This window comes from Rhodovulum imhoffii (assembly GCF_003046545.1).
In the GTDB taxonomy this organism is placed as follows: Bacteria; Pseudomonadota; Alphaproteobacteria; order Rhodobacterales; family Rhodobacteraceae; genus Rhodovulum; species Rhodovulum imhoffii.
Window position 1 is genome coordinate 88,409 of sequence record NZ_QAAA01000003.1, and the last position, 25,003, is coordinate 113,411.

The following is a 25,003-nucleotide window of genomic DNA, read 5'->3' on the forward strand; positions in this document are numbered from 1 at the left end:
CCGCCCATTTCGCGGCCAAAGCGGGGGTAAAAGTAAAGGTTATTGCCGATGCTTCAAGGGCGTAATTCTCTCACATCAATTCTCAACGCCAATAAAACAAGAGCTTTCAGGCGAAAGACCTGCCTAAAAGTACTGGTTTCTATTGGGGCAAACCTGCCCTCTGGCGGACGCGACCCCTGCGAAAATCTTCGGGGGGCGCTTTCGGTGATGGGGGGTGATTCGCTTCACATTGACACTATAAGTGAATTTTATCAAACGCCTGGTTTTCCCCATGGGTCCGGGCCGGACTTTGTCAATGCCTGTCTTCGGGTTTTCACCGTCCTGACACCGGAGGCGTTGCTCGCGCGGTTGCACGAGGTCGAGGCCGATTTCGGACGGCGACGCACGACACGCTGGGCGCCGCGCAGCCTTGATCTCGACTTGCTGGACTATGAGGGGAGGGTTGTTCCGGATGCGGCCACCCAGACCCGGTGGCGGACCCTGCCCTTGCCGGATCAGCGCAGGTATGCGCCGGAACGCCTGATCCTGCCCCATCCGCGCTTGCAGGAGCGTGCGTTCGTGCTTGTCCCGCTGGCGGAAATCGCCCCGGACTGGCGCCACCCGCTGCTGGGGCGCACCGCCGTCGAGCTGCGCGATGCGCTGCCTGCCGGGGAAATCGCGCAGATTCGCCCGCTTCCGGGCCGGGGCAGGGGGGATTCGCCCTTGTAATGCTTTGGAACAGGCCCTAGAAGTAAGGTTCGATCTTCCAAATGAGGTGGAGTAATTCATGGCCCGCGTGACGGTAGAAGACTGCGTTGACAAGGTTCCGAACCGGTTCGAGCTTGTCATGCTTGCCGCGCACCGCGCGCGCGAAATCGCGTCTGGTGCGCCGCTGACGGTCGACCGTGACAATGACAAGAACCCTGTTGTGTCCTTGCGCGAAATCGCCGATGAGGCCCAGCCGGCCGATGCCCTGCGCGAGCGCATGATCGAGGCCAACCAGACCCAGATCGAGATCGACGAACCCGAAGAGGATTCGATGGCGTTCCTGATGGGTGGGGAGCCCGACGCCCCGGCTCAGGACGACATGTCGGAGGAAAACCTCCTGCGCGCATTGATGGAAGCACAGGGCCAGAAATAATACGGGCGCGGACTGCGTCCCAGCGGGGCAGACAGGCGGATGATCGACGTCGAGGACCTGATTCAATTGGTCCGCAACTACAACCCCCGAACCGACGTAGACCTGATTCGAAAGGCTTATGCCTACGGCAAGGAAATGCACGAGGGGCAGACCCGCCGCTCGGGCGAACCCTATTTCACCCATCCGGTCGCCGTGGCGGCGATCCTGACCGAGCAGCGGCTGGATGACGCGACGATCGTGACCGCGTTGCTGCATGACACCGTAGAGGACACCAAATCCACCTATGGTGAGGTCGCCAACCTGTTCGGTGCGGAGATCGCCGATCTCGTGGACGGGGTGACCAAGCTGACAAACCTTCAGCTTTCGTCCACGCAGACGAAGCAGGCCGAAAACTTCCGCAAGCTTTTCATGGCCATGGCCAGGGATTTGCGGGTGATTCTGGTCAAGCTGGCCGACCGTCTGCATAACATGCGGACGATCAAGTCGCTGCCCCACGAAAAGCAGGTTCGCAAGAGCAAGGAAACCATGGACATCTTTGCGCCTCTGGCCGGGCGCATGGGGATGCAATGGATGCGTGAGGAACTGGAGGACCTGTCTTTCAAGGTGCTCAATCCCGAGGCGCGGGCCTCTATCCTGCGCCGTTTCGTGACTTTGCAGCGTGAATCGGGGGACGTGATTGCCAAGATCACCAATGACATCCGTATCGAGCTGGAGCGCGAGAATGTGGAGGCGGATGTGTTCGGGCGGGCCAAGCGTCCCTATTCGATATGGCGCAAGATGGAGCAGAAGGAGATCGGCTTTTCCCGCCTGTCGGATATTTACGGGTTCCGTGTCATCACCGAGAACGAAAGCGATTGCTACCGGGTTCTGGGGGCGATCCACCGCCGTTGGCGCGCGGTTCCGGGCCGGTTCAAGGATTACATCAGCCAACCGAAATCCAACGGCTACCGTTCGATCCAGACGACGGTTTCGGGGCGCGATGGCAAGCGGGTCGAGGTGCAGATCCGTACCCGCCAGATGCATGAGGTGGCGGAATCGGGCGTCGCGGCACACTGGTCCTACCGGGACGGCGTGCGTGCGGAGAACCCCTTTGCCGTCGATCCGGCCAAGTGGCTGGCCTCTCTGACCGAGCGTTTCGAGGTGGCGGAGGACCACGACGAGTTTCTTGAACACGTCAAGATGGAAATGTACTCGGACCAGGTCTTCTGCTTTACCCCCAAGGGGGACGTGGTCAAACTGCCACGCGGGGCGATGCCGCTGGATTTTGCCTATGCCATCCATACCCGCATCGGGGACAGTTGCGTCGGCGCCAAGGTCGACGGGCTGCGCGTCCCCCTCTGGACGCGGCTCAAGAACGGGCAGTCGGTGGAGATCATCACTGCCGAAGGGCAGCGCCCGCAGGCGGCCTCTCTGGACCTTGTGGTGACCGGACGCGCCAAATCCTCCATCCGCCGGTCGCTGCGCGAAGAGGACCGGGACCGCTATATCAAGCTGGGGCGGGAACTGGCCCGTGTCGCGTTTGAACATGTCGGCCGCAGGGCGACCGACAAGGCGCTGCGGACCGCCGCGAAAAATCTCGGTCTGCGCGACGAATCCGCATTGCTGGCCCGGCTTGGCTCCGCCGAGATCCGCCCGTCCCGTGTGGTCGAACTGCTTTACCCCGATATCGCCACCACCCAGGGGGAGGAGATCGAGCCGTCCCATGCCGTTATCGGTCTTTCGCCGGACCAGTCCTTCAACCGGGCCGTCTGCTGTGAGCCGGTTCCGGGGGAGCGCATCGTGGGTATCGCGTGGCGCGGGCGCGGCGTCGTGGTGCATGCCATCGATTGCGGCGCTCTGGCCAAGTACGAAGGTCAGCCCGGCCGCTGGATGGATCTGCACTGGCATTCGGGCCGCCACGCCCCCGAACACACGGTCAGTCTGCTGGTCACGCTCCGTAACGACGCCGGGGTGCTGGGCCATATCTGTACGCTCATCGGGGAGCAGAAGGCGAACATATCGAACATGGAGTTCCTGGACACGAAACCGGACTTCTTCCGTTTGCGCATTTGTGTCGAGTTGCGCGATGTCGAGCATCTGCACACGGTCATGACGGCTCTGGAAGCCGAAAGCGACGTGGCCGAGATCCTGCGCCAGAGGGATCCGGCGCTCGACACGTAACCGCCGGAAAGGGAAGGGCTGGCGTGGTTTTCAGGCGCCGAGACAAACGCAGCACCGGACGGCTCGTGCGGGAGTTCTTCTACCCGCGGGGGGGATGGAGCCGGGCGGCGTATTATGTCAGCCATCGGCTGCGCCGGTTGCCCGACGATCCCAGGCGCATCGCACGGGGGATTTTTGCGGGGGTCTTTGTCACCTTCACGCCGTTTTACGGGTTCCATTTCCTTACCGCGGCACTTGTTGCACGGGTGGTCAACGGCAATATTCTCGCCGCACTTCTGGGGACGTTTTTCGGCAACCCCCTGACCTATGTGCCGATCGGGGTCGTGTCGCTCAAGACAGGACATTTCCTGTTGGGAACCGAGTTCGACGAAACGGTTCACCGCAGCCTGTTTGGCAAGGTCTACGCCGCGCTGTCCGATGTGAAAGAGAATCTCCTTGCCCTGTTTACCGGCGCCCCGGCGGACTGGAGCAGCCTCGCGGTCTATTACGGCGAAGTTTTTCTGCCCTATCTTGTCGGGGGGATCTGTCCGGGCATATTAACGGGATTGATCGCATATTACCTGAGCGTGCCGGTGATCACGGCATATCAGAACCGCCGCAAGGGGCGGCTGAAGACGAAACTGGCGGCGCTGCGCAAGAAGGCGCCGCGCCGCCGCCCCTGACCGGGCGTAAAACGAAGGGTTTTGCCATGACTGTGAGCGGGTCCCGGCTGCGGCTGGGAGTGAATATCGACCATGTGGCCACAGTGCGCAATGCGCGCGGGTCCGCCTATCCGGATCCGCTGCGCGCGGCCCTGTTGGCCGAACAGGCAGGCGCGGACGGCATCACCGCCCATCTGCGCGAGGACCGGCGCCATATCTCGGACGCGGATATCGAGGCCCTGACCGCGCGTCTGAGCGTGCCGCTGAACCTTGAAATGGCAGCGACCGGCGAAATGCAGGCCATCGCCTTGCGTCACCGCCCGCATGCAGTCTGTATCGTGCCGGAAAAGCGTGAGGAACGGACCACGGAGGGCGGGCTGGACGTCGCCGGAGAGCAGGCGCGCCTGGCGGCCTTCATCGCCCCTTTGCGCGAGGCGGGATGCCGTGTGTCGCTGTTCATCGGGGCCGAATCCGCACAGGTCGAGGCTGCGGCCCGCATCGGCGCTGCGGTGGTGGAACTTCACACCGGCGCCTATTGCGACCTGCACGCGGAAGGCCGGAGAGGTGAGCGGGATGCCGAGCTTGAGCGCCTGCGTGCCATGGCGGCCCATGCCCATGGGCTTGGGCTTGAGGTTCATGCCGGCCATGGGCTGACCTATGACACCGTGGGCCCCATTGCCGCCTTTCCGCAGGTGCGCGAACTGAATATCGGCCACTTCCTGATCGGAGAGGCAATTTTCCTCGGGCTCGAAGCCGCGATCAGCGAAATGCGCCGTCGGATGGACGCTGCGCGGGGATAGCCCATGATTCTCGGTATCGGAACGGATCTGGCCAATATCGACCGCATATCCGCCACGCTGGACCGCTTTGGGGATCGGTTTCGCAACCGTGTCTTTACCGAGACCGAGCGCCGCAAGGCCGATACCCGCGCAGATGTGGCCGGCACCTATGCAAAGCGCTGGGCCGCGAAGGAAGCGTGCTCCAAGGCGCTGGGCACGGGGCTGCGGATGGGGATCTCCTGGAAGGACATGGCGGTCAGCAATCTGCCCTCCGGCCAGCCGGTGATGCAGGTGACCGGCTGGGCGGCCGAACGCCTGGCCGACATGACGCCCCCCGGCCATGAGGCGATCATTCATGTCACGCTTACAGATGACCACCCGTGGGCGCAGGCTTTCGTGGTGATCGAGGCGCGCCCCCGTTCGCCGGTGCCTTGACAGCCCCCGCGCGCACCCCCATGAAGCGGCAGATCATTCAGGCAGGATAAGAGATGGCCAGTTCGGACAAAGAAAACAGCCTTATGGAGACGATCAAGACGGTCGTCTACGCCCTGCTGATCGCGGGGGTGTTCCGTACGCTATTTTTCCAGCCGTTCTGGATCCCGTCCGGTTCCATGAAGGATACGCTGCTGATCGGCGACTTCCTGTTCGTCAACAAGATGGTCTACGGCTACTCGAAATATTCCTGCCCCTTTTCCATGTGTCCGATCGAGGGGCGCATCTTCGCCTCGGAGCCCGAGCGTGGGGATGTCGTCGTGTTTCGCCATCCGGTGAACGGATCGGATTTCATCAAACGACTGGTCGGTCTTCCCGGCGATGTGGTGCAGATGCGGGACGGGGTGCTTTACCTCAACGGCGAGCCGGTCCGGCAGGAGTCCAGCGGCCAGTTCGAGGAGACCTATGCCCGGCAGGGCCCGTCCGGCTATTTCCCGCAATGTGAGAATGCCCCCGTGGGCGAGGGCGCAACCTGCATCAAGTCGCGCTATACCGAGCATCTGCCAAACGGCAAAAGCCATGATGTGCTGAATATCCGCGATGGGTTCTTCTCCGATAATACGCCCGTGTTCACCGTGCCGCAGGGGCATTACTTCTTCATGGGGGACAACCGGGACAACAGTCAGGACAGCCGCTATGCCCAGGCCAATGGGGGGGCGGGCTTCGTGCCGGCGGAAAACCTGATCGGACGCGCCGACCGGATCATGTTCTCCTCTGCCGGGCGGTCGCTGTTTTACGTCTGGACCTGGCGCGCCGACCGTTTCTTCAAGGCTGTCGAGTGAAACTTTCCGCCGAAATATCCGATTTTGCCGACCGGCTTGGCCATCGGTTTCGCCAGCCGGGACTTTTGATCGAGGCGCTGACACATGCTTCCCTGTCCAGCCCCACGCGACCGGACAACCAGCGGCTGGAGTTCCTGGGGGACCGGGTTCTGGGCCTGGTGATGGCCGAGGCATTGCTGGGCGCCGACCCGCGGGCGCGGGAGGGGCGACTGGCCCCGCGTTTCAACGCGCTGGTCCGGCGTGAGACCTGTGCCGCCGTGGCTCGTGACATCGGGTTGGGGGAGGTGCTGAAGCTGGGCCGTTCGGAGATGATGTCCGGGGGGCGCCGGAAGGAGGCGTTGCTGGCCGATGCGATGGAGGCCGTCATTGCCGCGGTCTACGTCGACGCCGGGTTCGGGGCCGCGCGCGATATGGTCTTGCAACTGTGGGGCGCGCGGATCGGTTCCGTCAAGGCCGATGCGCGCGATCCGAAAACCGCGCTTCAGGAATGGGCGCAGGCGCGTGGTCTGCATCCGCCCCATTACGACATGGTTGCGCGCAGCGGCCCCGACCATGCCCCTGTTTTCACCATCGCCGCGTATCTTGAAACCGGCGAGAGCGAACAGGCCTCGGCCAGTTCCAAACGCCATGCCGAGCAGGCGGCCGCACAGGCCCTGTTACGGCGGATGGAGACCCAGAATGGCTGACACGCGTGCCGGCTTCGTCGCCCTGATCGGAGAGCCCAACGCGGGCAAGTCCACCTTGCTTAACCGCATGGTGGGCGCAAAGGTATCGATCGTGACCCACAAGGTGCAGACCACCCGCGCACGCATTCGCGGGGTGGCGCTGGAAGGCGACGCGCAGATCGTGTTCGTCGACACGCCGGGCCTGTTTCGCCCCCGCCGCCGTCTGGACAGGGCGATGGTTGCCGCAGCATGGGGAGGGGCAGCGGATGCGGATGCCGTCGTCCTGCTGGTCGAGGCCCATCGCGGGCTGACCGATGGCGTACAGACGATCCTGGAGGCGCTTAACGAACGTTTGGCTGAAGGACAGGCCGTTGCGCTTGCGATCAACAAGATCGATCGCGTCAAGGCGGAAGCCCTCCTGGCGCTGTCGGAGAAGCTGAACGCGGCCTATCCGTTTATGCGCACCTTCATGATTTCCGCCGAAAAAGGCTATGGCGTGGATGACCTGCGCCGCTGGCTGGCCGGGATTCTGCCTGTGGGGCCGTGGCTCTACCCCGAAGACCAGATTGCCGATCTGCCGATGCGCATGATCGCCGCCGAGATCACCCGCGAGAAGCTGACCCTGCGCCTGCATCAGGAACTGCCTTACCAGTTGACTGTCGAAACCGAACAATGGCAGGACCGCAAGGACGGCTCCACCCGTATCGACCAGGTGATCTACGTCGCCCGTGACGGGCACAAGGGGATCGTGCTGGGCCATAAGGGCGAAACCATCAAGGCGATCAGCCAGGCCGCGCGGGCGGAAATGGCGGAATTTCTTGGCCGCCCGGTGCACCTGTTCCTGCAAGTCCGCGTGCGCCCCAACTGGCTGGACGAGGCCGAGCGTTACTCGGAAATGGGGTTGGATTTTCGCGAAGGCGACTAGGCTCAGTGAGGTGATCGTCGAACTGACGCAGGAGGATCCAGCAGATCACGCCGCACACGGATATAGTCGCAACCACCATCGGCCCCATCGCAAGGCCGGATCGGGAGAGCCCAGTGACCACCGCAAGGTTGAGAAGAACGGCGAGTGCAAGAACCGCTTTCGCGGTACGGGGGAGGGGGCGCGATTGTGACACGGGTGCGGGCCATTTTGCTTTCGCGGGTTTATCCAAGGGGTGGCACGCCTGCGTCCAGATTCCGGGTGCAGAATGCGCCTGACCAGCGAATTCTGGGTGCAGGCCTATCTGGCTCGTCTGCGGCTGGAGGGTATCCCGGCCTTTGTCGTTGCGCACGGGGATGACACAGGCGGTGCGGTTCTGGTGAAGCTCAACACGCTGGACGGTCAGGCGCGGCTGTTTCAGCGCAGCTTTGACATCATAAGCGGTGCGCGCGTGTGGATGCCTCTGGCTGAGGGCAACGAACCGGAGGTGGATGGCGCCATTGCCCGTCAGCGCGGATTCGACCCGGATCTTTGGGTGATCGAGGTTGAGGACCGCGCCGGGCGCCACCTGCTTGATGACCCCAGCCTTGCGTGACAAGCTGCCGCCAGACAAGACATGGGGCGCACATGATTGAATGGCGGGAGAACGGCATGGTCCTGGCGGTACGCCCCCACGGCGAAAGCGCGGCGATCATCGAGGTTTTCACGGCCAGCCGGGGGCGCCATCTGGGGGTGGTCCGTGGCGGCGCGGGGCGGCGTATCGGGCCGGTTCTGCAACCGGGCGCTTCGCTCGATCTGGCATGGCGCGCCCGGCTGGAAGACCATTTGGGTACCTTTGCCGTCGAGCCATTGCGCAACCGGGCCGCAGAGGTGATGGATGACCGGGAGGCGCTGGCGGCCCTTTGCGCGATTACGGCGCTTTTGTCGTTTGCCCTTCCCGAACGCGATCCTCACCCGTCGCTTTACCTGCGATCGGTCGGGCTCGTGGATTGGCTTGGGCACCGGGGCGAATGGCCGCTGGCCTATTTGCGTTGGGAACTGGCGTTGCTGGAGGAGCTGGGGTTCGGTCTCGATCTGACCTGCTGCGCGGTGACCGGTGCGCGGGAGGACCTGGCTTTCGTTTCTCCCAAAAGTGGCCGCGCGGTAAGCCGGACGGGTGCCGGGGCGTGGGCTTCGCGCCTTTTGCCCCTGCCGCCCTGCCTGATGGGGCAGGACCTGGCCCGCACCGGGGAGATCGCCGCAGGGCTGCGGACCACCGGCTACTTCCTCGAGAACCGGCTGGCCCCCGCGTTGGGGGACCGGCCCTTGCCGCCTGCGCGTGCGCGGCTGGTGCAGCTTTTGTCGCGCCGCGGCGCCTGATCTTACCCCAGAACGCGGCGCGCGATGACCTGTGCCTGAATTTCCGCAGCCCCTTCGAAAATGTTGAGAATGCGCGCGTCACACAGAATCCGGGAGATCGTGTATTCCATTGCGAACCCGTTGCCGCCATGAATCTGCAACCCGTTATCGGCGGCGGCCCAAGCCACGCGGGCCCCCAGCAGCTTGGCCATCCCGGCCTCAAGGTCGCAGCGGCGGTCATGGTCCTTTTCCCACGCGGCAAAATAGGTGAGTTGGCGCGCCACCATGATTTCCACCGCCATCATCGCCAGCTTGTCGGAGACACGCGGGAAGGCGATCAACGGTTTCCCGAATTGCTTGCGGTCCAGCGCATATTGCATCGAGATATCCAGTGCCGACTGCGCCACGCCAATGGCGCGTGCGGCGGTCTGGATCCGTGCGGATTCGAAAGTTTGCATCAGCTGCTTGAACCCCTGACCCTCGACGCCGCCCAGAAGGTTTTCGCCCTTGACCCTGAACTTGTCGAAGCCGAGTTCATACTCCTTCATGCCGCGATAGCCCAGCACTTCGATCTCGCCGCCGGTCATGCCCTCGGTGGGAAAGGGGGTTTCGTCTGTGCCCGGCGTCTTCTCCGCCAGAAACATCGACAGGCCCTTGTAGTCGGTCGTGTCCGGGTCCGTCCGGGCCAGCAAGGTCATCACATGGGTGCGCGCGGCATGGGTGATCCAGGTCTTGTTGCCGGTGATTTCGTAATCGTCTCCGACTTTGACCGCGCGGGTGCGCAGCGCCCCGAGGTCGGAGCCGGTGTTGGGTTCGGTGAACACGGCTGTGGGCAGGATTTCGCCACTGGCCAGTTTCGGCAGCCATGCGGCTTTCTGTTCGAGCGTGCCGCCGCACAGGATCAGTTCCGCCGCGATTTCGGAGCGGGTGCCAAGGCTGCCAACGCCGATATACCCGCGCGACAATTCTTCCGATACCACGCACATGGAGGCCTTGGACAGGCCGAACCCCCCGAATTCCTCGGGAATGGTCAGGCCGAATACTCCAAGTTCCGCCATTTCTCCGATGATATCCATCGGGATCAGCTCATCCTTGAGGTGCCAGTCATGCGCGTTGGGTTCCACCTTGTCCACGGCAAAGCGGCGGAACTGTTCGCGGATCATCTCCAGTTCTTCGTCAAGACCCGTGGCGCCAACGGTGACGTTGGCGGCCTGTTCCTGCATCAGGGCGACAAGTCGTGCCCGCGCCGGGGCGGAGTTGGCTTCGGCGCAGAGGGTTTCTATCTCTGCGGTGGCAAGCGGCGCGGCCGTGGCGCCCAGATCGGCCAGCCGGCACATTTCCCCCTGGCTCATGGGGATGCCGCCGCGGATCTGGTTGAGATATTCGCCAAAGGCGATCTGGAGGATCAGTTGCTCCACCTCGCCCAGTTTTCCGGTCTCTTGCAGGCGTGTGGCCCAGCCATGCATCTGGCACAACGCCTGGGCATATGTCGCCAGCCATGCCAACCCGTGCGCGGCGGCCTGATGCTGTTCCACCAGTTTGCCGGAGACGCGCCCGCCCTCGCTGACACGGGTGCGCACGGCCTCGCGCGCGGTGCTCAAAACGGCGTCGACCGGGTTCAGCGCGGCGCCGGTCAGCATCAGAAGATCGGGGAGGATGGTGCTGCGGCTTGCGGTCATGTCCTGTCCGTCATGGGGCATGAATCGTCTCCTTCTTTGGGCTTGGGTTCATCTAGGCTTTTCGCAGGCGCAGCGCAACAAAAATTCAACTGAAGCTAGTGTTTTGAAAGGTAATGTCTCTGCGTGATTTCGCACCCGCAGCGCCCCAGGCGGTGCTAAGCTGCCCAAAGGAGGTGCGGATGACGCTGTTCGGGTTGGACCCTGTCCTGTTTGCCGCTGCCGCGGTGGTGGCGTTGTTTGCGGGGTTCGTCAAGGGCGCCGTGGGGTTCGCGATGCCGATGATCATGATCTCGGGCATGTCGAGTTTTCTGCCCGCTGAAGTGGCGCTGGCGGGGTTGATTCTCTCGACGGTTCTGACGAACCTCGCGCAGGCGCTGCGTCAGGGGGTGGGGGTGGCTGTGCTGACGATACGCCGCTACTGGCGGTTGATCGGCTGCGTAGGGGGGGCGATTCTCGTGTCTGCCCCGCTGGTGCGGGTATTGCCCGCACACTGGATGTACCTGATCCTTGGCGGTCCGATTCTGCTTTTCACGGTGTCGCAACTGATGGGCTGGCAGCTTGTCCTGCCTTCCCTTCATCGTGCGCGGGCCGAGGTGGCGATGGGGCTGCTGGGCGGGTTCTTCGGAGGGATTTCCGGGGTGTGGGGGCCGCCGGTCATCGCCTATCTCCTGAGCTTTGATACTGAAAAACAGGACATGGTTCGTGTGCAAGGGGTCGTTTACCTGATCGGCAGCCTCGTATTGGTGGGCGCACATCTGGGGTCGGGGGTGCTGAATGCGCAGACGCTACCATTCTCTGCGGCGCTGGTGGTGCCGGCGGTGCTGGGGATGTGGGGGGGCTTGCGCCTGCAAGACTGGCTGGACCCGGAGCGATTCCGCAAGGCAACATTGGTGGTTCTGTTCCTTGCGGCGCTGAACCTGCTGCGCCGCGGATTTGCCGGCCTGGGATGAAAAAGGCCCGGGGGAGCGCCCGGGCCTTTTGGGAGGTGGCGGGATGATCAGCCGATCGCGGCGGCTTTCACGTCCTCGTCGATATGGGGGGTGTACTGGGCGAAGTTCTCCGCGAACATTGCCACCAGCTTCGCGGCCTGAGCGTCATAGGCGCCGGTATCGGCCCAGGTCTGGCGCGGGTCCAGAAGCGCGTCATCGACACCGGGGACAGAGACGGGCACCTCGAAGCCGAAGTTTGGATCCTTGCGGAATTCGGCGGCATTGAGCGAGCCGTCCAGCGCCGCGCTCAGCAAGGCGCGGGTGGCCTTGATCGGCATGCGCGACCCGGTGCCATAAGCCCCGCCGGTCCAGCCGGTGTTGACCAGCCAGCAGGTGGCGCCGTGCTTGGCGATCTTGTCGCGCAGCAGGTTGCCGTACACTTCCGGGCGGCGCGGCATGAAGGGCGCGCCGAAGCAGGTGGAGAAGGTCGGCTCCGGTTCGGTCACACCTTTTTCGGTGCCCGCCACCTTGGAGGTGAAGCCCGACAGGAAGTGGTACATTGCCTGTGCCGGGGTCAGCCGTGCGATCGGCGGCAGCACGCCGAAGGCGTCGCATGTCAGCATGATGATGTTTTTCGGGTGCCCGCCCACGGAGCTGTCCGAGGCGTTCGAGATGTAGTCCAGCGGATAGGCGCAACGGGTATTGGCGGTCAGGCTGTCATCGGCGAAGTCGAGATTGCGGGTTTGTTCGTCGTAGACCATGTTCTCCACCACGGTGGAGAATTTTTCGGTCGTGGCGTAGATTTCCGGCTCCGCTTCGGCAGAGAGGTTGATGGTCTTGGCATAGCAGCCGCCTTCGAAGTTGAAGGTGCCGGTGTCCGACCAGCCGTGCTCATCATCGCCGATCAGCGTGCGCGAAGGATCGGCCGACAGCGTCGTCTTTCCGGTGCCGGACAGGCCGAAGAAGATCGCCGTGTCAACCGGGTTGCCGATGGCATGGTTGGCAGAGCAGTGCATCGCCATGATTCCCTTGCCGGGCAGGATGTAGTTCATCAGCGTGAAGACCGACTTCTTGATCTCGCCGGCGTATTCGGTATCCCCGATCAGGATCAGCTTTTTTTCGAAGTTCAGTGCGACGACGGTCTTGCTGCGGCAGCCGTGACGCTCCGGGTCGGCTTTGAACGAGGGGCAGTTGATGACGGTGAACTCGGGGGTGAAACTGTCCAGTTCTTCCTGCGCGGGCCGGCGCAGCAGGTGGCGGGAGAAAAGCCCGTGCCAGGCCATCTCGGTCACGACACGCACGTCCAGGCGGTTCCTGGGGTCGGCCCCGACATAGAGATCTTCCACGAAGACTTCGCCGCCCTTGAGATGCGCCAGCATGTCGGCGTGCAGGCGGTCAAAGGCTTCCGCGTCCATCGGGCGGTTGTTGTCCCACCAGATCGTATCCTCGACGCCGGGGGTACGCACCACATGCTTGTCCTTCGGGGAGCGGCCGGTGTGTTCCCCCGTTGCCACGAGGAAGGAGCCGCCCTTGCCCAGATGTCCTTCGCCGCGGCGGATCGCCTCTTCGATCAGGGCGGGCTCGAGCAGGTTGTAAAAAACCTTCCCCAGACCCTCGATCCCCTGATCTTCCAGGCGCTGTGATGGGTTCACCCGACCGATGTTCATTTGCAAGCTCCTTGCGCGGCTTCTTCAGAATTCATGTTCCAGCGTACCGGGCCGGGCGGCAGGGCCGTCCCGTGCCGGGCACGGATGACGCCCTATATCATGACGTTTCCAAAAAAGAACAGGGCGCTTTCAGCCCGTTAGCGCAATCAAATTACAAGTTCCCGATAAAAAACGAAACATGCTGCGGGCGATTTCCGCTGTGTTGTCATTGGATTTTCATGAATCTTCTCTGTCCGTGCCACTTTATGGTGATTCGCATGCCCGAACGGACAGGTTTCCCCGCGTCCCGCAGGGCCGGTACAAGAAAGGGAGGCAAGGGGAAAGGTGATCATGGCGCAGGGGCGGATTGAACATGCCAGTTGTGTGGCCTACAGGGGGTGGGCGGCGCTGATCCGGGGATCGTCGGGGTCGGGGAAGTCGGCGCTGTCCTTGCAGATGATCGCACTGGGCGCGGTTCTTGTGGCCGACGACCGGACGGAACTCCTGATGCAGGGGGGGGGTGTGACGGCGCGCGCGCCTGCCGCCATATCGGGCAAGATCGAGGCCCGCTATGTCGGCCTTCTGAATGTGCCCGCAGTTGCGGAGGCGGGGCTGGCGCTGGTCGTCGATCTTGATCGGCAGGAAACGGAAAGACTGCCGCCGTTGCGCAACACACGAATTTTCGATGTGGATTTACCCTTGTTTTACAAGGTTTCAGAGCCATATTTCGCTGCATCTCTTCTACAGGTTCTTGCCCACGGACGGTTCGCATGACCCCACAGGATTCTTCGCGCTCTGCCCCGGATCGGGCTCACCGCCTGGTGCTTGTGACCGGGCCGTCGGGCGCGGGCCGATCGACGGCGCTGAACGCGCTTGAGGATCTCGGTTACGAGGCCATCGACAACCTGCCGCTTTCGCTGATCCCGCGTCTGATGGACGGCCCGCCGCCGGACCCGCCGCTGGCGCTGGGTGTCGATACCCGGACCCGCGATTTCAGTGCCAACGCCCTGGCGGAGCTGATCCGGCAATTCTCGGGGGAGGGGGACGTGCCGGCAGAGGTTCTGTTCCTCGATTGCCGGAGCGAGGTTTTGCTACGCCGCTATTCCGAAACCCGCCGCCGCCATCCGATGGCCCCGGCCGAAAGTCCGGCCGAAGGTATTGCACGCGAACAAGACGTGCTGGAGCGTATCCGCAACCTGGCCGACATTCTGATCGATACCTCGGACCTGACCCCTCATGATCTCCGGGCCGAGTTGTCGGCTCTGTTCGCGGGGCCCCGGTCCGGTCGGCTGGCGGTCTCGGTCCACTCGTTTTCTTACAAGCGCGGTGTGCCCCACGGCATGGACATGGTGTTTGACTGTCGTTTCCTGCGTAACCCCTATTGGGATGAAACCCTGCGCCCCCTCAACGGCAAGAACGCGAAGGTGGATGCGTATGTCACCGCGGATACGCGCTTTCAGCCGTTCTTTGACCGTGTGCTGGATCTGGTCCGGTTTCTGCTGCCGGCCTGCACTGCCGAAGGCCGCACGCACCTGTCGATCGGACTGGGATGCACCGGGGGACAGCACCGTTCCGTCGCGGTGTCCGAGCGGTTGCGGAAGGCGCTTGCACAGGAAGATTGCCAGGTGTCCATAAGACACAGGGAAATGGAACGCCGGGCGCGGCTTGCGCCTGCCCGTGTGGGATAAGGGGAAGCGCGTGATCGGGATCGTCATCGTAGCCCACGGGGGGCTGGCGCGGGAGTATCGGGCGGCAATGGAACATGTGGTCGGGCGACAGGCCGGTGTGTTGGCCATCTCGATCGAACCGGAGGACAACCGTGCAGCCAAGCAGCGCGAGATCTGCGACGCCGCGGATGCGGTGGATTCGGGGCATGGCGTCATTGTCGTGACGGACATGTTCGGCGGGTCGCCTTCCAACCTTTCGCTTTGCGCCTGCGATCAGCGCGACCGCAAGATCCTGTATGGCGCGAACCTGCCGCTGTTGATTAAGCTGGCCAAATCACGCCATCTGAGTGTCAGTGACGCGGCTGCCTGTGCGTTGGTGGCCGGGCGCAAATACATTGATTGTTTTGACGGCCCCGCCGTCGCCATGAAAGAGTGCAGATGACAGAGACGATTACCCGAAATCTTGAAATCGTGAATGAAAAGGGCCTGCATGCCCGCGCGTCCGCCAAGTTCGTTGAAACCGTAGAGGCCTACGAGGCGCGCGTTGAAGTGTGCAAGGACGGGATGTCGGCTTCGGGGGATTCGATCATGGGGCTTCTGATGCTGGCGGCGGCGCGTGGCAGCACCATTGAGGTGCAGGTCCGCGGCCCCGATGCGCCGGGTCTGGCGGACGCGTTGCAGACGCTGGTGGCCAACCGTTTCGGAGAAGACATGTAGGCCGCACCCGCGCGGGGTGCGGCGCTGAGCTCAGCGGGTTGGAACCGGAGTCTCCCCGCGGTAGTCGTAAAAGCCGCGGTGGGTCTTGCGGCCCAGCCAGCCGGCTTCGACATATTTCGTCAGAAGCGGGCAGGGGCGGTATTTGGTGTCCGCCAGGCCGTCATGCAGGACGTTCATGATGGCAAGGCAGGTGTCCAGCCCGATGAAATCCGCCAGTTCCAGCGGTCCCATCGGATGGTTTGCGCCAAGTTTCATGGATTCGTCGATCGAACGCACGTTCCCCACGCCTTCGTAGAGGGTATAGACCGCCTCGTTGATCATCGGCATCAGGATGCGGTTGACGATGAAGGCGGGAAAGTCCTCGGCGCTGGCGGCGGTCTTGCCGATCCGTTCGACCACGTTCAGAAGAGTTTTGTAGGTCGTCTCATCCGTAGCGATTCCTCGGATCAGTTCCACCAACTGCATGACCGGTACCGGGTTCATGAAATGGAAACCCATGAACTTTTCGGGCCGGTCGGTTCGGCTTGCGAGCCGGGTGATGGAGATCGACGAGGTATTCGAGGTCAGGATCGTTGTCGGCTTCAGGTGCGGCTGGAGTTCTGCGAAGATCGCGTTCTTGATGGTCTCACGCTCGGTCGCGGCTTCGATGATCAGATCCGACGAGCCGAGATCCGTCAGCGTCGTGGTGGTGGAAATGCGGGCCAGGGCGGCGGTTTTCGTGGTCTCGTCGATCTTGTCGCGGCTGACCTGACGGCTCAGGTTCTTGTCGATCAGGGCCATCGCCTCTGCCAGGTTTTCCTCGGACAGGTCGTTCATCGTGACCTGGTAGCCCGCAAGGGCAAACACATGGGCAATCCCGTTGCCCATCTGGCCTGCACCTACTATGCCAACGGTTTCAATTTCCATGACCTGTCCTTTTTTTGTCGCGCTGGTCGCGCGAACCATACGCGGGGGCCGGACAGGGGTGCAAGCCTGATCGGGAGGTGACGCGGTGTAGTAATGCTGCGTTCGCAAAAATGCCGAAAGCCCGCCACGGGGGCGGGCCTTCGCGGGGTCTTTTCGAAGGTCAGAGCTTTTCGATCAGCTCGGGGACGGCGTCGAACAGATCGGCGACCAGACCGTAATCGGCAACCTGGAAGATCGGGGCTTCTTCGTCCTTGTTGATGGCGACGATGACTTTCGAGTCCTTCATCCCGGCAAGGTGCTGGATGGCGCCCGAAATGCCAACGGCGATGTAGAGCTCCGGCGCGACGACCTTGCCGGTCTGACCCACCTGCCAGTCGTTCGGGGCATAGCCCGAGTCGACGGCGGCACGGCTGGCGCCCACGGCGGCACCCAGCTTGTCGGCGAGCTGTTCGATCAGCCGGAAGCTTTCCTCCGAGCCGACGCCACGCCCGCCCGAGACGATCACGCTGGCGGAGGTCAGCTCCGGGCGGTCGCTTTCGGCGGCGGTGTCTTCGACCCAGTCCGACAGGGCGGGGTTGTCGGCGGAGGCGATGTTTTCCACCGGGGCGGCGCCTCCGGTGCCGGCGGCCTCGAAGGTCGAGGTGCGGATCGTGAGCACTTTCCTGGCGTCCGAGGTCTTGACCGTCTGGATCGCGTTGCCGGCATAGATCGGGCGCTGGAACGTGTCAGCATTTTCCACGCCGACGACGTCGGACAGGATCATCACATCAAGCAACGCGGCGACGCGCGGCATGATGTTCTTGGCGTCGGTGGTGGCGGGGGCGACGATGTGCTCGTAATCCCCGGCCAGCGAGGCGATCAGCGCCGCGGTCGGCTCGGCCAGACGGTGACCGTAAAGCGCGTCCTCGGCACAGAGGACCCTGGCCACGCCGTCGATCTTCGCGGCGGCCTCGGCGGCGGTTTTTGCCTGTGCGCCGCAACACAGCACGCTCACGTCGCCCAGACCTTTCACGGCGGTCACGGTCTTGGCGGTGGCGTCCAGTTGCAGTTCGCCCCCGGTGACTTCGGCAAGAAGAAGAACGGCCATCTTACAGCACCCCCGCTTCGTCTTTGAGTTTGGCGATCAGCTCATCGACCGAGCCGACCTTCACGCCGGCCTGGCGCTCGCGCGGCTCGGCAGTTTTCAGCACCTGGTGGCGGGGGGTCGTGTCCACGCCGTAATCCGCCGGGGTCTTTTCGTCGAGCGGCTTCTTTTTCGCCTTCATGATGTTTGGCAGCGAGGCATAGCGCGGCTCGTTCAGGCGCAGGTCCACGGTGACGATGGCAGGCATCCTGACCTTGATGGTCTGCAATCCGCCATCCACCTCGCGGGTGACGGTGGCGGTGTCGCCGTCGATATCCAGCTTCGAGGCAAAGGTGCCCTGCGACCAGCCCAGCAGCGCCGACAGCATCTGGCCGGTGGCGTTCTGGTCATTGTCGATGGCCTGCTTGCCGCACAGGACCAGGCCGGGCTGCTCCTCGTCGATCACGGCTTTCAGTATCTTGGCAACGGCCAGCGGCTCGATATCGTCGTGAATATCCTCTGCGGCCGTCACGAGGATCGCGCGGTCCGCCCCCATCGCCAGCGCGGTGCGCAAGGTCTCCTGGGCCTGCTTGACGCCGATGGATACGGCCACGATCTCTTCGGCCTTGCCGGCCTCTTTCAGGCGGATGGCTTCCTCAACGGCGATTTCGTCGAACGGGTTCATCGACATCTTGACGTTGGCCAGATCGACCCCGGTGCCGTCCGCCTTGACGCGGACTTTCACGTTGTAGTCGATCACGCGCTTAACAGGCACAAGTACCTTCATGGGCGTGTCTCTCCTCCTATATGGCGGACCGGCCGGGCCGCTCCGTCTGCATCTTCGCGGGTTTGTTAGCGACTCTGCGCCGCGTGGAACAGGGAAAAAGCGACGGAAAATGAAATTTCGACGCCGCGTTTTCTATTGCGAGAATGTTGCGCAGGTCTCCAGCGCCCTAACGATCCGCCGCCGGACGCCACAGCATATCCTGAGCGCCGCTGCCATTGGCCGCCCGTGCGGCGACGAACAGCCAGTCCGACAGGCGGTTGAGATAGGCCAGCGCCTGGGGGTTCACGCTTTCCTCGGAGGCGAGGCGTGCGGTCAGGCATTCCGCCCGGCGCGCGACCGTGCAGCAGGCGTGCAAATGGGCGGCCAGCGGCGTGCCGCCGGGCAGGATGAAGCTTTGCAGGGCCGGCAGGTCGGCGGAGGCGGCGTCGATTTCGGTTTCCAGCCGGGCGACCTGGTCGGCGGTGATGCGCAGGGGGCGGTCATCGGCCTTGTCCTTGTGCAGGTCTGCGCCAAGGTCGAACAGATCGTGCTGAATGGCCGAAAGGCGTGCGTCCACCGCGCCATCGGCCTGAAGACGGGCCAGCCCGATGGCCGCGTTGATTTCATCCACCATCCCGTAGGCGCGCATCCGGGTGCCATGCTTGGGGGCGGGGGTGCCGTCCCCCAGCCGCGTCTCGCCGGTGTCGCCGCGGCGGGTATAGATTTTCCCGTTCATTTCATCTCCCTTTCCGGCGGTCTTTGCGCCTATCGTTTCGCGATGATCCAGTCCAGCGCCGCCGTTGGCAAGAGCCGCCGCAGCGTCCCCATCAGGTAGGTCGGCGTAGTCACGTAATATCTGGCGCGCGGACGGGGGGCTTCCAGCGCGTGGATCAGTTTCTTCGTTACCGCCGAGGGCGGCAGTTCGAACATGTCCGGACCGCGGTCTTCATAAAGCCGTTTGCGCAGGCTGGCGCGGTACTGATCCGCGCGGGCGGAAGTTTCCCAGTCCACCCAGCGTTCGAACGGGGGGATCGAGTTGACGCGGATCTTCGAGGTGACCGGCCCCGGTTCGATCAGGCTGACATGCAGGGGCGTGTCACGCATTTCCAGCCGCAAGGTGTCGGTCAGTCCTTCCAGCGCGAATTTGGTTGCCACATAGGCCCCGCGCCATTTCAGCGGCACCAGCCCCAGAATCGAGGAGCAGTTCACCACCCGCCCGTGGCCTTGCGCCCGCATCACCGGGATTACCCGGCGTGTCAGGTCGTGGACACCGAAAAGGTTGGTTTCGAAAATTTCGCGCAACGCGCCGCGGGGCAGGTCCTCCACCGCGCCGGGGCAGGCGAAGGCGCCGTTATTGTAAAGCGCGTCCAGCCGCCCGCCGGTGCGCGAGAGAATCTCCTCCAGCGCGGTGGCGATGCTGGCCTCCTCCGCGTAATCCAGCGGCAGGCTTTCCAGCCCCTCGTCGCGCAGGCGGGCACAGTCCGTTCCGGACCGGCAGGTGGCGAACACCCGCCATCCCCGCCGCGCCAGCCCATGTGCCGCGTCATATCCGATACCCGAGGAACACCCCGTGACAAGAACCGTCCTTCGCACCATGATCTCATTCACCACTGGACCGCAGTTTGCACTGGCTCTACACAATATTCATGAGCGATACCACCGACGACCCCAAGATCGAGCCCCATCCACTGGCCGAGCCTTTGCGCCGCGCCATCGGGGACCGCTATCTGACCTACGCGTTGAGCACGATCATGGATCGTGCCCTGCCCGATGCGCGTGACGGGATGAAGCCGGTTCACCGCCGCATCCTCTACGCAATGCGGGAGTTGAAACTGACCTCGACCGGGGCGTTTCGGAAATCGGCCAAGATCTCCGGTGACGTCATGGGGAATTATCACCCCCATGGCGATGCGGCGATTTATGATGCCATGGCCCGGCTGGCGCAGGACTTCAACGTCCGCTACCCCCTGGTGGACGGGCAGGGGAATTTTGGCAATATCGATGGCGACAACCCCGCCGCCAGCCGCTATACCGAGGCCCGCCTGACCGCTGCCGCCGAGGCGTTGATGGAGGGGCTGGCCGAGAACGCGGTGGATTTTCGCCCCAACTACGATGGGACGCTGGAAGAACCCGCTGTGCTGCCCGCGGCATTCCCGAACCTGCTGGCCAACGGTGCCAGCGGTATCGCCGTGGGGATGGCGACGAATATTCCGCCCCATAATATCGATGAACTGATCGGGGCGTGTCTGCATCTGATCAAGACACCGGACGCCCGCGACGACACGCTGCTGAACTATATCCCCGGCCCGGATTTTCCAACCGGCGGGGTGGTGGTCGAAGATCCCGCGAACATCGCGCTGGCCTACCGCACCGGGCGTGGCAGTTTCCGTCTGCGTGCCGCATGGGAGATCGAGGAGCTCGGTCGCGGGCAGTGGCAGGTCGTGGTGACGGAAATTCCCTATCAGGTGCAGAAATCGCGCCTGATCGAGAAGATCGCGGACCTGATCCAGAGCAAGAAGATCCCCATCCTCGCCGACATCCGGGACGAAAGCGCCGATGACGTGCGGCTTGTTCTGGAACCGCGTTCCAAGAACGTGGATGCCGACGTGCTGATGGGAACCTTGTTCCGGCACTCCGACCTTGAGGTACGCTTCAGCCTGAACATGAACGTGCTGATCGACGGGCGCACGCCGAAGGTTTGCAGCCTGAAAGAGGTGCTGCGCGCATTCCTCGACCACCGGCGGGAGGTCTTGCTGCGCCGTTCGCGGCACAGGATGGACAGGATCGACCACCGGCTGGAGGTGCTGGAGGGGCTCCTGGTCGCTTTCCTTAACCTTGACCGGGTGATCGACATCATCCGCTATGACGACGATCCCAAGGCTGCGCTGATGGCCGAGAACTGGGCGCTGCGCCGTCCGCGCGCGGCGTCAGGGGTGGATTACGTCTCGCCCTTGCCGGCGACGGGAGAGGGCGAACTGACCGAGGTGCAGGCAGAGGCGATCCTGAACATGCGCCTGCGCAGCCTGCGCCGGCTGGAGGAGATCGAGCTGACCCGTGAGCGCGATGCCCTGATGGAAGAGCGTGCCGGGCTGGAGGACTTGCTGGAGAGCGATGGCGTCCAGTGGGACCGTATTGCCAGCGAGTTGCGCGAAACACGTGAGGCGTTCGGTGCGAAGTCCGACGGCGGTGCGCGCCGCACGCGGTTCTCAAAGGCGGCCGAGGTCGAGGACGTGCCGCTGGAGGCGATGATCGAGCGCGAGCCTATCACCGTGGTCTGTTCGAAAATGGGCTGGGTGCGGGCGTTGAAGGGTCATATCTCCCCGGACACCGGCCTGAAGTTCAAGGATGGCGATGAGGGGCGTTTTCTTATCCATGCCGAAACGACCGACAAGCTTCTGCTGTTCGGGGCGAACGGGCGTTTCTATACGCTTGCCGCCGCGCAGTTGCCCGGCGGGCGTGGTATGGGGGAGCCGGTGCGCCTGATGGTGGACCTGCCCAACGAGAGCGGGATCGTCAGCCTGTTCATTCACCGGGCCGGGGTGCGCCTGCTGGTGGCCTCCGGTGCCGGGGACGGTTTCGTGGTGCCCGCGGATGAGGTTCTGGCCCAGACCCGTGCGGGCAAGCAGGTCCTGAACCTGCGCGGCGATGTGGAGGCCAGTGTTTGCTGCACGGTTTCGGGCGATCACGTTGCCTGCGTGGGAGAAAACCGGAAGCTGCTGGTTTTTGCGCTGGACGAACTGCCCGAGATGGCCCGAGGCAAGGGCGTTCGGTTGCAGAAATACAAGGATGGCGGCCTGTCCGATGCGAGGACCTTCCGGTTGGAAGACGGCCTGATCTGGCGTGATCCGGCGGGGCGCACGCGTACGGAAACCGATCTGAGCGAGTGGCTCGGAAAGCGCGCCGGAGCCGGACGGATGGCGCCCCGTGGTTTCCCGAGAAACAATCGCTTCACCGACTGACAGGAGGCATGTATGCTGTTTTTCCGGCTCCGGCGGGGGGTGTTGGGGGTTGCTCTTTTGTGCGCGGGCTGCGCCCCCGTCAATCTGGATGCCCCGCACGAAGATCTGGGGGATTTCCGGCTGGGCCATGCCATCGTCTTGGCAGGCAACGCCAAACCCATTCCGCCATCGCGCAGGGCGCTGGCCGAAGAATGGGAGACCGTTCTGAGGGAAGAAATCACCACCCGCTTCGGCGGTCGCGGCGGGAGGCGGCTTTACCATATCGCCGTGAATGTAGATGGGTATGCGCTGGCGGTGCCCGGTGTGCCGGTGGTTGCGGCGCCCAAATCGGTTCTGGTGATTTCCGCCAATCTTTGGGATGACGCTGCCGGGCGGAAACTGCACGACGCGCCGGAACAGATCGTCGTGTTCGAAGATCTGGGTGCCGATACGCTGATCGGCACCGGTCTGACCCGCTCGCGCGAGGAACAAATGAGAGCACTCGCACGCAATGCCGCGCTTCAGATCGAGCGCTGGCTGGCGCGCCATCGTGACGCGTGGCTGCAACAGCCCGGCACGGTGGGGGATCAACAGGGCCTTGATTTCCAAGCCCCCAGCAAATAAAGAGCGCCCGATGCTGACTCGGGTCCGTTATGGCCCCCTAAAGGAATGAGGCGCCTCGAATATGGCTAAGGCAAAGTTTGAACGTACGAAACCGCACGTTAACATCGGCACGATTGGTCACGTTGACCACGGGAAGACGACGCTGACGGCTGCGATCACGAAGTATTTCGGGGATTTTCGGGCGTATGACCAGATTGATGGCGCGCCTGAGGAGAAGGCACGCGGGATCACGATTTCGACGGCGCATGTTGAGTACGAGACGGAGAACCGTCACTACGCGCATGTGGACTGCCCCGGTCACGCGGACTACGTGAAGAACATGATCACGGGCGCGGCGCAGATGGACGGCGCGATTTTGGTTGTGAACGCTGCTGACGGTCCGATGCCGCAGACGCGAGAGCACATTCTTCTTGGCCGCCAGGTTGGCATTCCGGCGATGGTCGTTTTTCTGAACAAGGTTGATCAGGTTGACGACGCGGAGCTTCTGGAGCTTGTCGAGATGGAGGTTCGCGAGCTTCTGTCTTCGTATGAGTATCCCGGCGACGACATTCCGATTGTGGCGGGATCTGCACTTGCCGCGATGGAGGGGCGCGATCCCGAGATTGGGGAAAACAAGATCCGTGAGTTGATGACAGCGGTTGACGATTACATTCCGACGCCCGAGCGTGCGGTTGATCAGCCGTTTTTGATGCCGGTTGAGGACGTTTTCTCGATTTCGGGCCGTGGCACGGTTGTGACGGGCCGAGTTGAGCGCGGGGTCATCAACGTTGGCGACGAGGTTCAGATTGTCGGGATCAAGGCGACGCAGAAGACGACCTGCACGGGCGTTGAGATGTTCCGCAAGCTTCTGGACCGAGGCGAGGCTGGAGACAACATCGGGGCGCTTTTGCGGGGGATCGACCGTGACCAGGTTGAGCGTGGCCAGGTGCTGTGCAAGCCCGGTTCGGTGACACCGCACACGAAGTTCGAGGCGGAGGCCTACATCCTGACGAAGGATGAGGGCGGTCGTCACACGCCGTTCTTCGCGAACTACCGTCCGCAGTTCTACTTCCGCACGACGGATGTGACCGGCACCGTGCAACTGGCCGAAGGCACCGAGATGGTGATGCCGGGGGACAACGTGTCGTTCAAGGTCGAACTGATTGCGCCGATCGCGATGGAAGAGAAACTGCGCTTCGCCATCCGCGAAGGCGGACGTACCGTCGGCGCAGGCGTCGTCTCCAAAATCATCGAGTAACCCGACAGGCAGTCGTGGTTTCCGGGCCGCCCTTCGGGGCGGCCTTTCCCGTTTCAGGGGGCGGAACGGAATCGCCATGCTTCCCGGGCACCGGGGTTCTTTTCCACGGCTTGCGTGAGATGCAGAAAGCGCCAGGGACGGCTGTAGCGGCGCAACCATTTCTGCGCGGACCGGATATCGGCAACCAGGTCGTCATCCGTCAGCCGCGCGGTGCGGGCGGCATGCAGAGACGGCGTGTCAGGCCGCGTACGGCATTGAAAGACCATCGCAGTCTGCTTGCATAATGCTAGCGGTGTGAAGAACGCCGACAGGCGCTGCATCTGGGCCGCCAGCCACGGCTGGGATGTATGAAAGAAGTCCTGTTGAACAACGATGGATTGACCGGGCAGGAGGTGGGGAAAAAATATCTCTGCAATGGCGTCGGCGGAGGCGGCGGTTTTCCCGGCGTCGATGGTCAGCAATTCGATCGGGCGACCTTGCCAGCCATTGTCCTCGATCTCACCGGGATGCAGTGTCACGAGGTCGTCCCAGGGGGCCAGCAGCCGGCGGGCAAGGGGCAGGATGTCGTGCCCCGAAAACGGTGCGATGCCATGGGGGTAAAGGATGTTTTCCTTGTTGCGGGGGCGGGCGGTGAAACGGTCGAAGGCATGAATATGTCCCGGATGCCGCCCGGCGCGCAGCCCCTCGGCCAGCCGTGCGGTCGAGCCGCCGGCGAAGCAGCCGAGATCGACGATGTCGCCGGTTCCACGCAGCCAGTGCGCAGCCAGCCAGTAGTAGAGTTTTTCTTCCGCCGGGTTGAGCATTGTCGGGACGCTGCGCGCCCGTGTCAGAACAGAGGCGTCAAGCTGGGCCCAGGGGGCCTGCGCGAAAGTTTGCGCGGCGGAAAGTTTCTGTACCATCGGACCTGTTTCCCACAGTTGGGTGCGGAATGC

General features: G+C 63.3%; 27 protein-coding genes. 19 read left to right on the top strand and 8 right to left on the bottom strand.

Annotation, left to right across the window (positions count from 1 at the left end; translation table 11 throughout):
• The first annotated feature begins 48 nt into the window (after nucleotides 1-48).
• From folK to recO, 11 genes are all read left to right on the top strand, one after another.
• Nucleotides 49-708, top strand: coding sequence for a 2-amino-4-hydroxy-6-hydroxymethyldihydropteridine diphosphokinase (gene folK, locus C8N32_RS03470; RefSeq protein WP_107891086.1), 660 nt, complete (start codon nucleotides 49-51; stop codon nucleotides 706-708).
• 58 nt (nucleotides 709-766) lie between these two features.
• A complete protein-coding gene (gene rpoZ / locus C8N32_RS03475) occupies nucleotides 767-1,120 on the top strand; it encodes a DNA-directed RNA polymerase subunit omega (RefSeq protein WP_107891087.1) in 354 nt (117 codons plus the stop codon).
• A gap of 39 nt (nucleotides 1,121-1,159) precedes the next feature.
• Nucleotides 1,160-3,280, top strand: coding sequence for a RelA/SpoT family protein (locus C8N32_RS03480; RefSeq protein ID WP_107891088.1), 2,121 nt, complete (start codon nucleotides 1,160-1,162; stop codon nucleotides 3,278-3,280).
• A gap of 23 nt (nucleotides 3,281-3,303) precedes the next feature.
• Complete coding sequence (locus tag C8N32_RS03485) at nucleotides 3,304-3,942, top strand: DUF2062 domain-containing protein (protein ID WP_107891089.1); 639 nt, start codon at nucleotides 3,304-3,306, stop codon at nucleotides 3,940-3,942.
• 26 nt (nucleotides 3,943-3,968) lie between these two features.
• A complete protein-coding gene (locus C8N32_RS03490) occupies nucleotides 3,969-4,721 on the top strand; it encodes a pyridoxine 5'-phosphate synthase (RefSeq protein WP_107891090.1) in 753 nt (250 codons plus the stop codon).
• 3 nt (nucleotides 4,722-4,724) lie between these two features.
• Complete coding sequence (gene acpS, locus C8N32_RS03495) at nucleotides 4,725-5,135, top strand: holo-ACP synthase (RefSeq protein ID WP_107891091.1); 411 nt, start codon at nucleotides 4,725-4,727, stop codon at nucleotides 5,133-5,135.
• A 53-nt stretch (nucleotides 5,136-5,188) separates the two neighbouring features.
• Nucleotides 5,189-5,974 (top strand): signal peptidase I, encoded by a 786-nt coding sequence (gene lepB / locus C8N32_RS03500; RefSeq protein ID WP_107891092.1) that lies wholly within the window; start codon nucleotides 5,189-5,191, stop codon nucleotides 5,972-5,974.
• On the top strand, nucleotides 5,971-6,660 hold the full coding sequence (rnc, locus tag C8N32_RS03505; protein ID WP_107891093.1) for a ribonuclease III: 690 nt from the start codon (nucleotides 5,971-5,973) through the stop codon (nucleotides 6,658-6,660). The genes lepB and rnc overlap by 4 nt, the downstream gene beginning before the upstream one ends.
• Nucleotides 6,653-7,564 (top strand): GTPase Era, encoded by a 912-nt coding sequence (era, locus tag C8N32_RS03510; protein WP_107891094.1) that lies wholly within the window; start codon nucleotides 6,653-6,655, stop codon nucleotides 7,562-7,564. The genes rnc and era overlap by 8 nt, the downstream gene beginning before the upstream one ends.
• 265 nt (nucleotides 7,565-7,829) lie before the next feature.
• Complete coding sequence (locus C8N32_RS03515) at nucleotides 7,830-8,156, top strand: DUF1491 family protein (protein WP_107891095.1); 327 nt, start codon at nucleotides 7,830-7,832, stop codon at nucleotides 8,154-8,156.
• A gap of 35 nt (nucleotides 8,157-8,191) precedes the next feature.
• Nucleotides 8,192-8,920 carry a DNA repair protein RecO gene (gene recO / locus C8N32_RS03520; RefSeq protein WP_107891242.1) on the top strand — a complete coding sequence of 243 codons (729 nt, stop codon included), beginning with the start codon at nucleotides 8,192-8,194 and terminating at the stop codon, nucleotides 8,918-8,920.
• Between the two features lie 2 nt (nucleotides 8,921-8,922).
• Here the strand turns inward: recO and C8N32_RS03525 are convergent, their stop codons facing one another.
• Nucleotides 8,923-10,599, bottom strand: a complete 1,677-nt coding sequence (locus tag C8N32_RS03525; protein WP_107891096.1) for an acyl-CoA dehydrogenase family protein — start codon at nucleotides 10,597-10,599, stop codon at nucleotides 8,923-8,925.
• Between the two features lie 158 nt (nucleotides 10,600-10,757).
• Between C8N32_RS03525 and C8N32_RS03530 the strand changes: the two genes are divergently transcribed.
• Nucleotides 10,758-11,528 (top strand): sulfite exporter TauE/SafE family protein, encoded by a 771-nt coding sequence (locus tag C8N32_RS03530; RefSeq protein WP_107891243.1) that lies wholly within the window; start codon nucleotides 10,758-10,760, stop codon nucleotides 11,526-11,528.
• A 47-nt stretch (nucleotides 11,529-11,575) separates the two neighbouring features.
• Here the strand turns inward: C8N32_RS03530 and C8N32_RS03535 are convergent, their stop codons facing one another.
• The gene (locus tag C8N32_RS03535) at nucleotides 11,576-13,174 is read right to left on the bottom strand and encodes a phosphoenolpyruvate carboxykinase (RefSeq protein ID WP_107891097.1); all 1,599 of its coding nucleotides are present in this window, start codon (nucleotides 13,172-13,174) and stop codon (nucleotides 11,576-11,578) included.
• Between the two features lie 330 nt (nucleotides 13,175-13,504).
• Between C8N32_RS03535 and C8N32_RS03540 the strand changes: the two genes are divergently transcribed.
• The 4 genes from C8N32_RS03540 to C8N32_RS03555 are packed head-to-tail and all read left to right on the top strand — an operon-like array spanning nucleotide 13,505 to nucleotide 15,537.
• Entirely contained in the window at nucleotides 13,505-13,927 is a 423-nt protein-coding gene (locus C8N32_RS03540) for an HPr kinase/phosphorylase (protein WP_107891098.1), read from the top strand.
• Nucleotides 13,924-14,841 (top strand): RNase adapter RapZ, encoded by a 918-nt coding sequence (rapZ, locus tag C8N32_RS03545; protein ID WP_107891099.1) that lies wholly within the window; start codon nucleotides 13,924-13,926, stop codon nucleotides 14,839-14,841. Before C8N32_RS03540 ends, rapZ begins: the two co-directional genes overlap by 4 nt.
• Before the next feature lie 10 nt (nucleotides 14,842-14,851).
• Nucleotides 14,852-15,262 (top strand): PTS sugar transporter subunit IIA, encoded by a 411-nt coding sequence (locus C8N32_RS03550; RefSeq protein WP_107891244.1) that lies wholly within the window; start codon nucleotides 14,852-14,854, stop codon nucleotides 15,260-15,262.
• Nucleotides 15,259-15,537, top strand: a complete 279-nt coding sequence (locus C8N32_RS03555; protein WP_107891100.1) for an HPr family phosphocarrier protein — start codon at nucleotides 15,259-15,261, stop codon at nucleotides 15,535-15,537. The genes C8N32_RS03550 and C8N32_RS03555 overlap by 4 nt, the downstream gene beginning before the upstream one ends.
• A 30-nt stretch (nucleotides 15,538-15,567) precedes the next feature.
• Here the strand turns inward: C8N32_RS03555 and C8N32_RS03560 are convergent, their stop codons facing one another.
• The 5 genes from C8N32_RS03560 to C8N32_RS03580 form a co-directional block, all read right to left on the bottom strand.
• Nucleotides 15,568-16,443, bottom strand: a complete 876-nt coding sequence (locus C8N32_RS03560) for a 3-hydroxybutyryl-CoA dehydrogenase (RefSeq protein ID WP_107891101.1) — start codon at nucleotides 16,441-16,443, stop codon at nucleotides 15,568-15,570.
• 160 nt (nucleotides 16,444-16,603) lie between these two features.
• On the bottom strand, nucleotides 16,604-17,530 hold the full coding sequence (locus tag C8N32_RS03565) for an electron transfer flavoprotein subunit alpha/FixB family protein (protein ID WP_107891102.1): 927 nt from the start codon (nucleotides 17,528-17,530) through the stop codon (nucleotides 16,604-16,606).
• Between the two features lies 1 nt (nucleotide 17,531).
• Entirely contained in the window at nucleotides 17,532-18,293 is a 762-nt protein-coding gene (locus tag C8N32_RS03570; RefSeq protein ID WP_107891103.1) for an electron transfer flavoprotein subunit beta/FixA family protein, read from the bottom strand.
• Between the two features lie 166 nt (nucleotides 18,294-18,459).
• On the bottom strand, nucleotides 18,460-19,008 hold the full coding sequence (locus C8N32_RS03575; RefSeq protein WP_107891104.1) for a cob(I)yrinic acid a,c-diamide adenosyltransferase: 549 nt from the start codon (nucleotides 19,006-19,008) through the stop codon (nucleotides 18,460-18,462).
• A gap of 29 nt (nucleotides 19,009-19,037) precedes the next feature.
• Nucleotides 19,038-19,868 (bottom strand): SDR family NAD(P)-dependent oxidoreductase, encoded by an 831-nt coding sequence (locus C8N32_RS03580; RefSeq protein ID WP_107891245.1) that lies wholly within the window; start codon nucleotides 19,866-19,868, stop codon nucleotides 19,038-19,040.
• A gap of 50 nt (nucleotides 19,869-19,918) precedes the next feature.
• Here C8N32_RS03580 and C8N32_RS03585 point away from each other — a divergent pair, with 50 nt between their 5' ends.
• The 3 genes from C8N32_RS03585 to tuf all read left to right on the top strand — a co-directional run bounded on the left by C8N32_RS03585 (nucleotide 19,919) and on the right by tuf (nucleotide 24,071).
• Nucleotides 19,919-22,231 carry a DNA topoisomerase IV subunit A gene (locus tag C8N32_RS03585; protein WP_107891105.1) on the top strand — a complete coding sequence of 771 codons (2,313 nt, stop codon included), beginning with the start codon at nucleotides 19,919-19,921 and terminating at the stop codon, nucleotides 22,229-22,231.
• Between the two features lie 12 nt (nucleotides 22,232-22,243).
• On the top strand, nucleotides 22,244-22,834 hold the full coding sequence (locus C8N32_RS03590; RefSeq protein WP_107891106.1) for a hypothetical protein: 591 nt from the start codon (nucleotides 22,244-22,246) through the stop codon (nucleotides 22,832-22,834).
• Nucleotides 22,835-22,895: 61 nt separating this feature from the next.
• The gene (gene tuf, locus C8N32_RS03595) at nucleotides 22,896-24,071 is read left to right on the top strand and encodes an elongation factor Tu (protein ID WP_107891107.1); all 1,176 of its coding nucleotides are present in this window, start codon (nucleotides 22,896-22,898) and stop codon (nucleotides 24,069-24,071) included.
• 53 nt (nucleotides 24,072-24,124) lie between these two features.
• Here the strand turns inward: tuf and C8N32_RS03600 are convergent, their stop codons facing one another.
• The gene (locus tag C8N32_RS03600) at nucleotides 24,125-24,970 is read right to left on the bottom strand and encodes a class I SAM-dependent methyltransferase (RefSeq protein WP_170106723.1); all 846 of its coding nucleotides are present in this window, start codon (nucleotides 24,968-24,970) and stop codon (nucleotides 24,125-24,127) included.
• Nucleotides 24,971-25,003 lie beyond the last annotated feature (33 nt).

Excerpts from the sequence above, each read along its gene's own strand:
- C8N32_RS03540 (WP_107891098.1), top strand. The coding sequence starts at position 13,505 with ATGGCGCAGGGGCGGATTGAACATGCCAGTTGTGTGGCCTACAGGGGG.
- C8N32_RS03590 (WP_107891106.1), top strand. The coding sequence starts at position 22,244 with ATGCTGTTTTTCCGGCTCCGGCGGGGGGTGTTGGGGGTTGCTCTTTTG.
- C8N32_RS03560 (WP_107891101.1), bottom strand. The coding sequence starts at position 16,443 with ATGGAAATTGAAACCGTTGGCATAGTAGGTGCAGGCCAGATGGGCAAC.
- C8N32_RS03565 (WP_107891102.1), bottom strand. The coding sequence starts at position 17,530 with ATGGCCGTTCTTCTTCTTGCCGAAGTCACCGGGGGCGAACTGCAACTG.
- C8N32_RS03555 (WP_107891100.1), top strand. The coding sequence starts at position 15,259 with ATGACAGAGACGATTACCCGAAATCTTGAAATCGTGAATGAAAAGGGC.
- tuf (WP_107891107.1), top strand. The coding sequence starts at position 22,896 with ATGGCTAAGGCAAAGTTTGAACGTACGAAACCGCACGTTAACATCGGC.
- rpoZ (WP_107891087.1), top strand. The coding sequence starts at position 767 with ATGGCCCGCGTGACGGTAGAAGACTGCGTTGACAAGGTTCCGAACCGG.
- acpS (WP_107891091.1), top strand. The coding sequence starts at position 4,725 with ATGATTCTCGGTATCGGAACGGATCTGGCCAATATCGACCGCATATCC.
- C8N32_RS03600 (WP_170106723.1), bottom strand. The coding sequence starts at position 24,970 with ATGGTACAGAAACTTTCCGCCGCGCAAACTTTCGCGCAGGCCCCCTGG.
- C8N32_RS03480 (WP_107891088.1), top strand. The coding sequence starts at position 1,160 with ATGATCGACGTCGAGGACCTGATTCAATTGGTCCGCAACTACAACCCC.
- C8N32_RS03570 (WP_107891103.1), bottom strand. The coding sequence starts at position 18,293 with ATGAAGGTACTTGTGCCTGTTAAGCGCGTGATCGACTACAACGTGAAA.
- C8N32_RS03535 (WP_107891097.1), bottom strand. The coding sequence starts at position 13,174 with ATGAACATCGGTCGGGTGAACCCATCACAGCGCCTGGAAGATCAGGGG.
- C8N32_RS03575 (WP_107891104.1), bottom strand. The coding sequence starts at position 19,008 with ATGAACGGGAAAATCTATACCCGCCGCGGCGACACCGGCGAGACGCGG.
- C8N32_RS03580 (WP_107891245.1), bottom strand. The coding sequence starts at position 19,868 with ATGGTGCGAAGGACGGTTCTTGTCACGGGGTGTTCCTCGGGTATCGGA.
- lepB (WP_107891092.1), top strand. The coding sequence starts at position 5,189 with ATGGCCAGTTCGGACAAAGAAAACAGCCTTATGGAGACGATCAAGACG.
- era (WP_107891094.1), top strand. The coding sequence starts at position 6,653 with ATGGCTGACACGCGTGCCGGCTTCGTCGCCCTGATCGGAGAGCCCAAC.
- C8N32_RS03530 (WP_107891243.1), top strand. The coding sequence starts at position 10,758 with ATGACGCTGTTCGGGTTGGACCCTGTCCTGTTTGCCGCTGCCGCGGTG.
- C8N32_RS03515 (WP_107891095.1), top strand. The coding sequence starts at position 7,830 with ATGCGCCTGACCAGCGAATTCTGGGTGCAGGCCTATCTGGCTCGTCTG.
- C8N32_RS03490 (WP_107891090.1), top strand. The coding sequence starts at position 3,969 with ATGACTGTGAGCGGGTCCCGGCTGCGGCTGGGAGTGAATATCGACCAT.
- C8N32_RS03525 (WP_107891096.1), bottom strand. The coding sequence starts at position 10,599 with ATGCCCCATGACGGACAGGACATGACCGCAAGCCGCAGCACCATCCTC.
- C8N32_RS03585 (WP_107891105.1), top strand. The coding sequence starts at position 19,919 with ATGAGCGATACCACCGACGACCCCAAGATCGAGCCCCATCCACTGGCC.
- folK (WP_107891086.1), top strand. The coding sequence starts at position 49 with ATGCTTCAAGGGCGTAATTCTCTCACATCAATTCTCAACGCCAATAAA.
- rapZ (WP_107891099.1), top strand. The coding sequence starts at position 13,924 with ATGACCCCACAGGATTCTTCGCGCTCTGCCCCGGATCGGGCTCACCGC.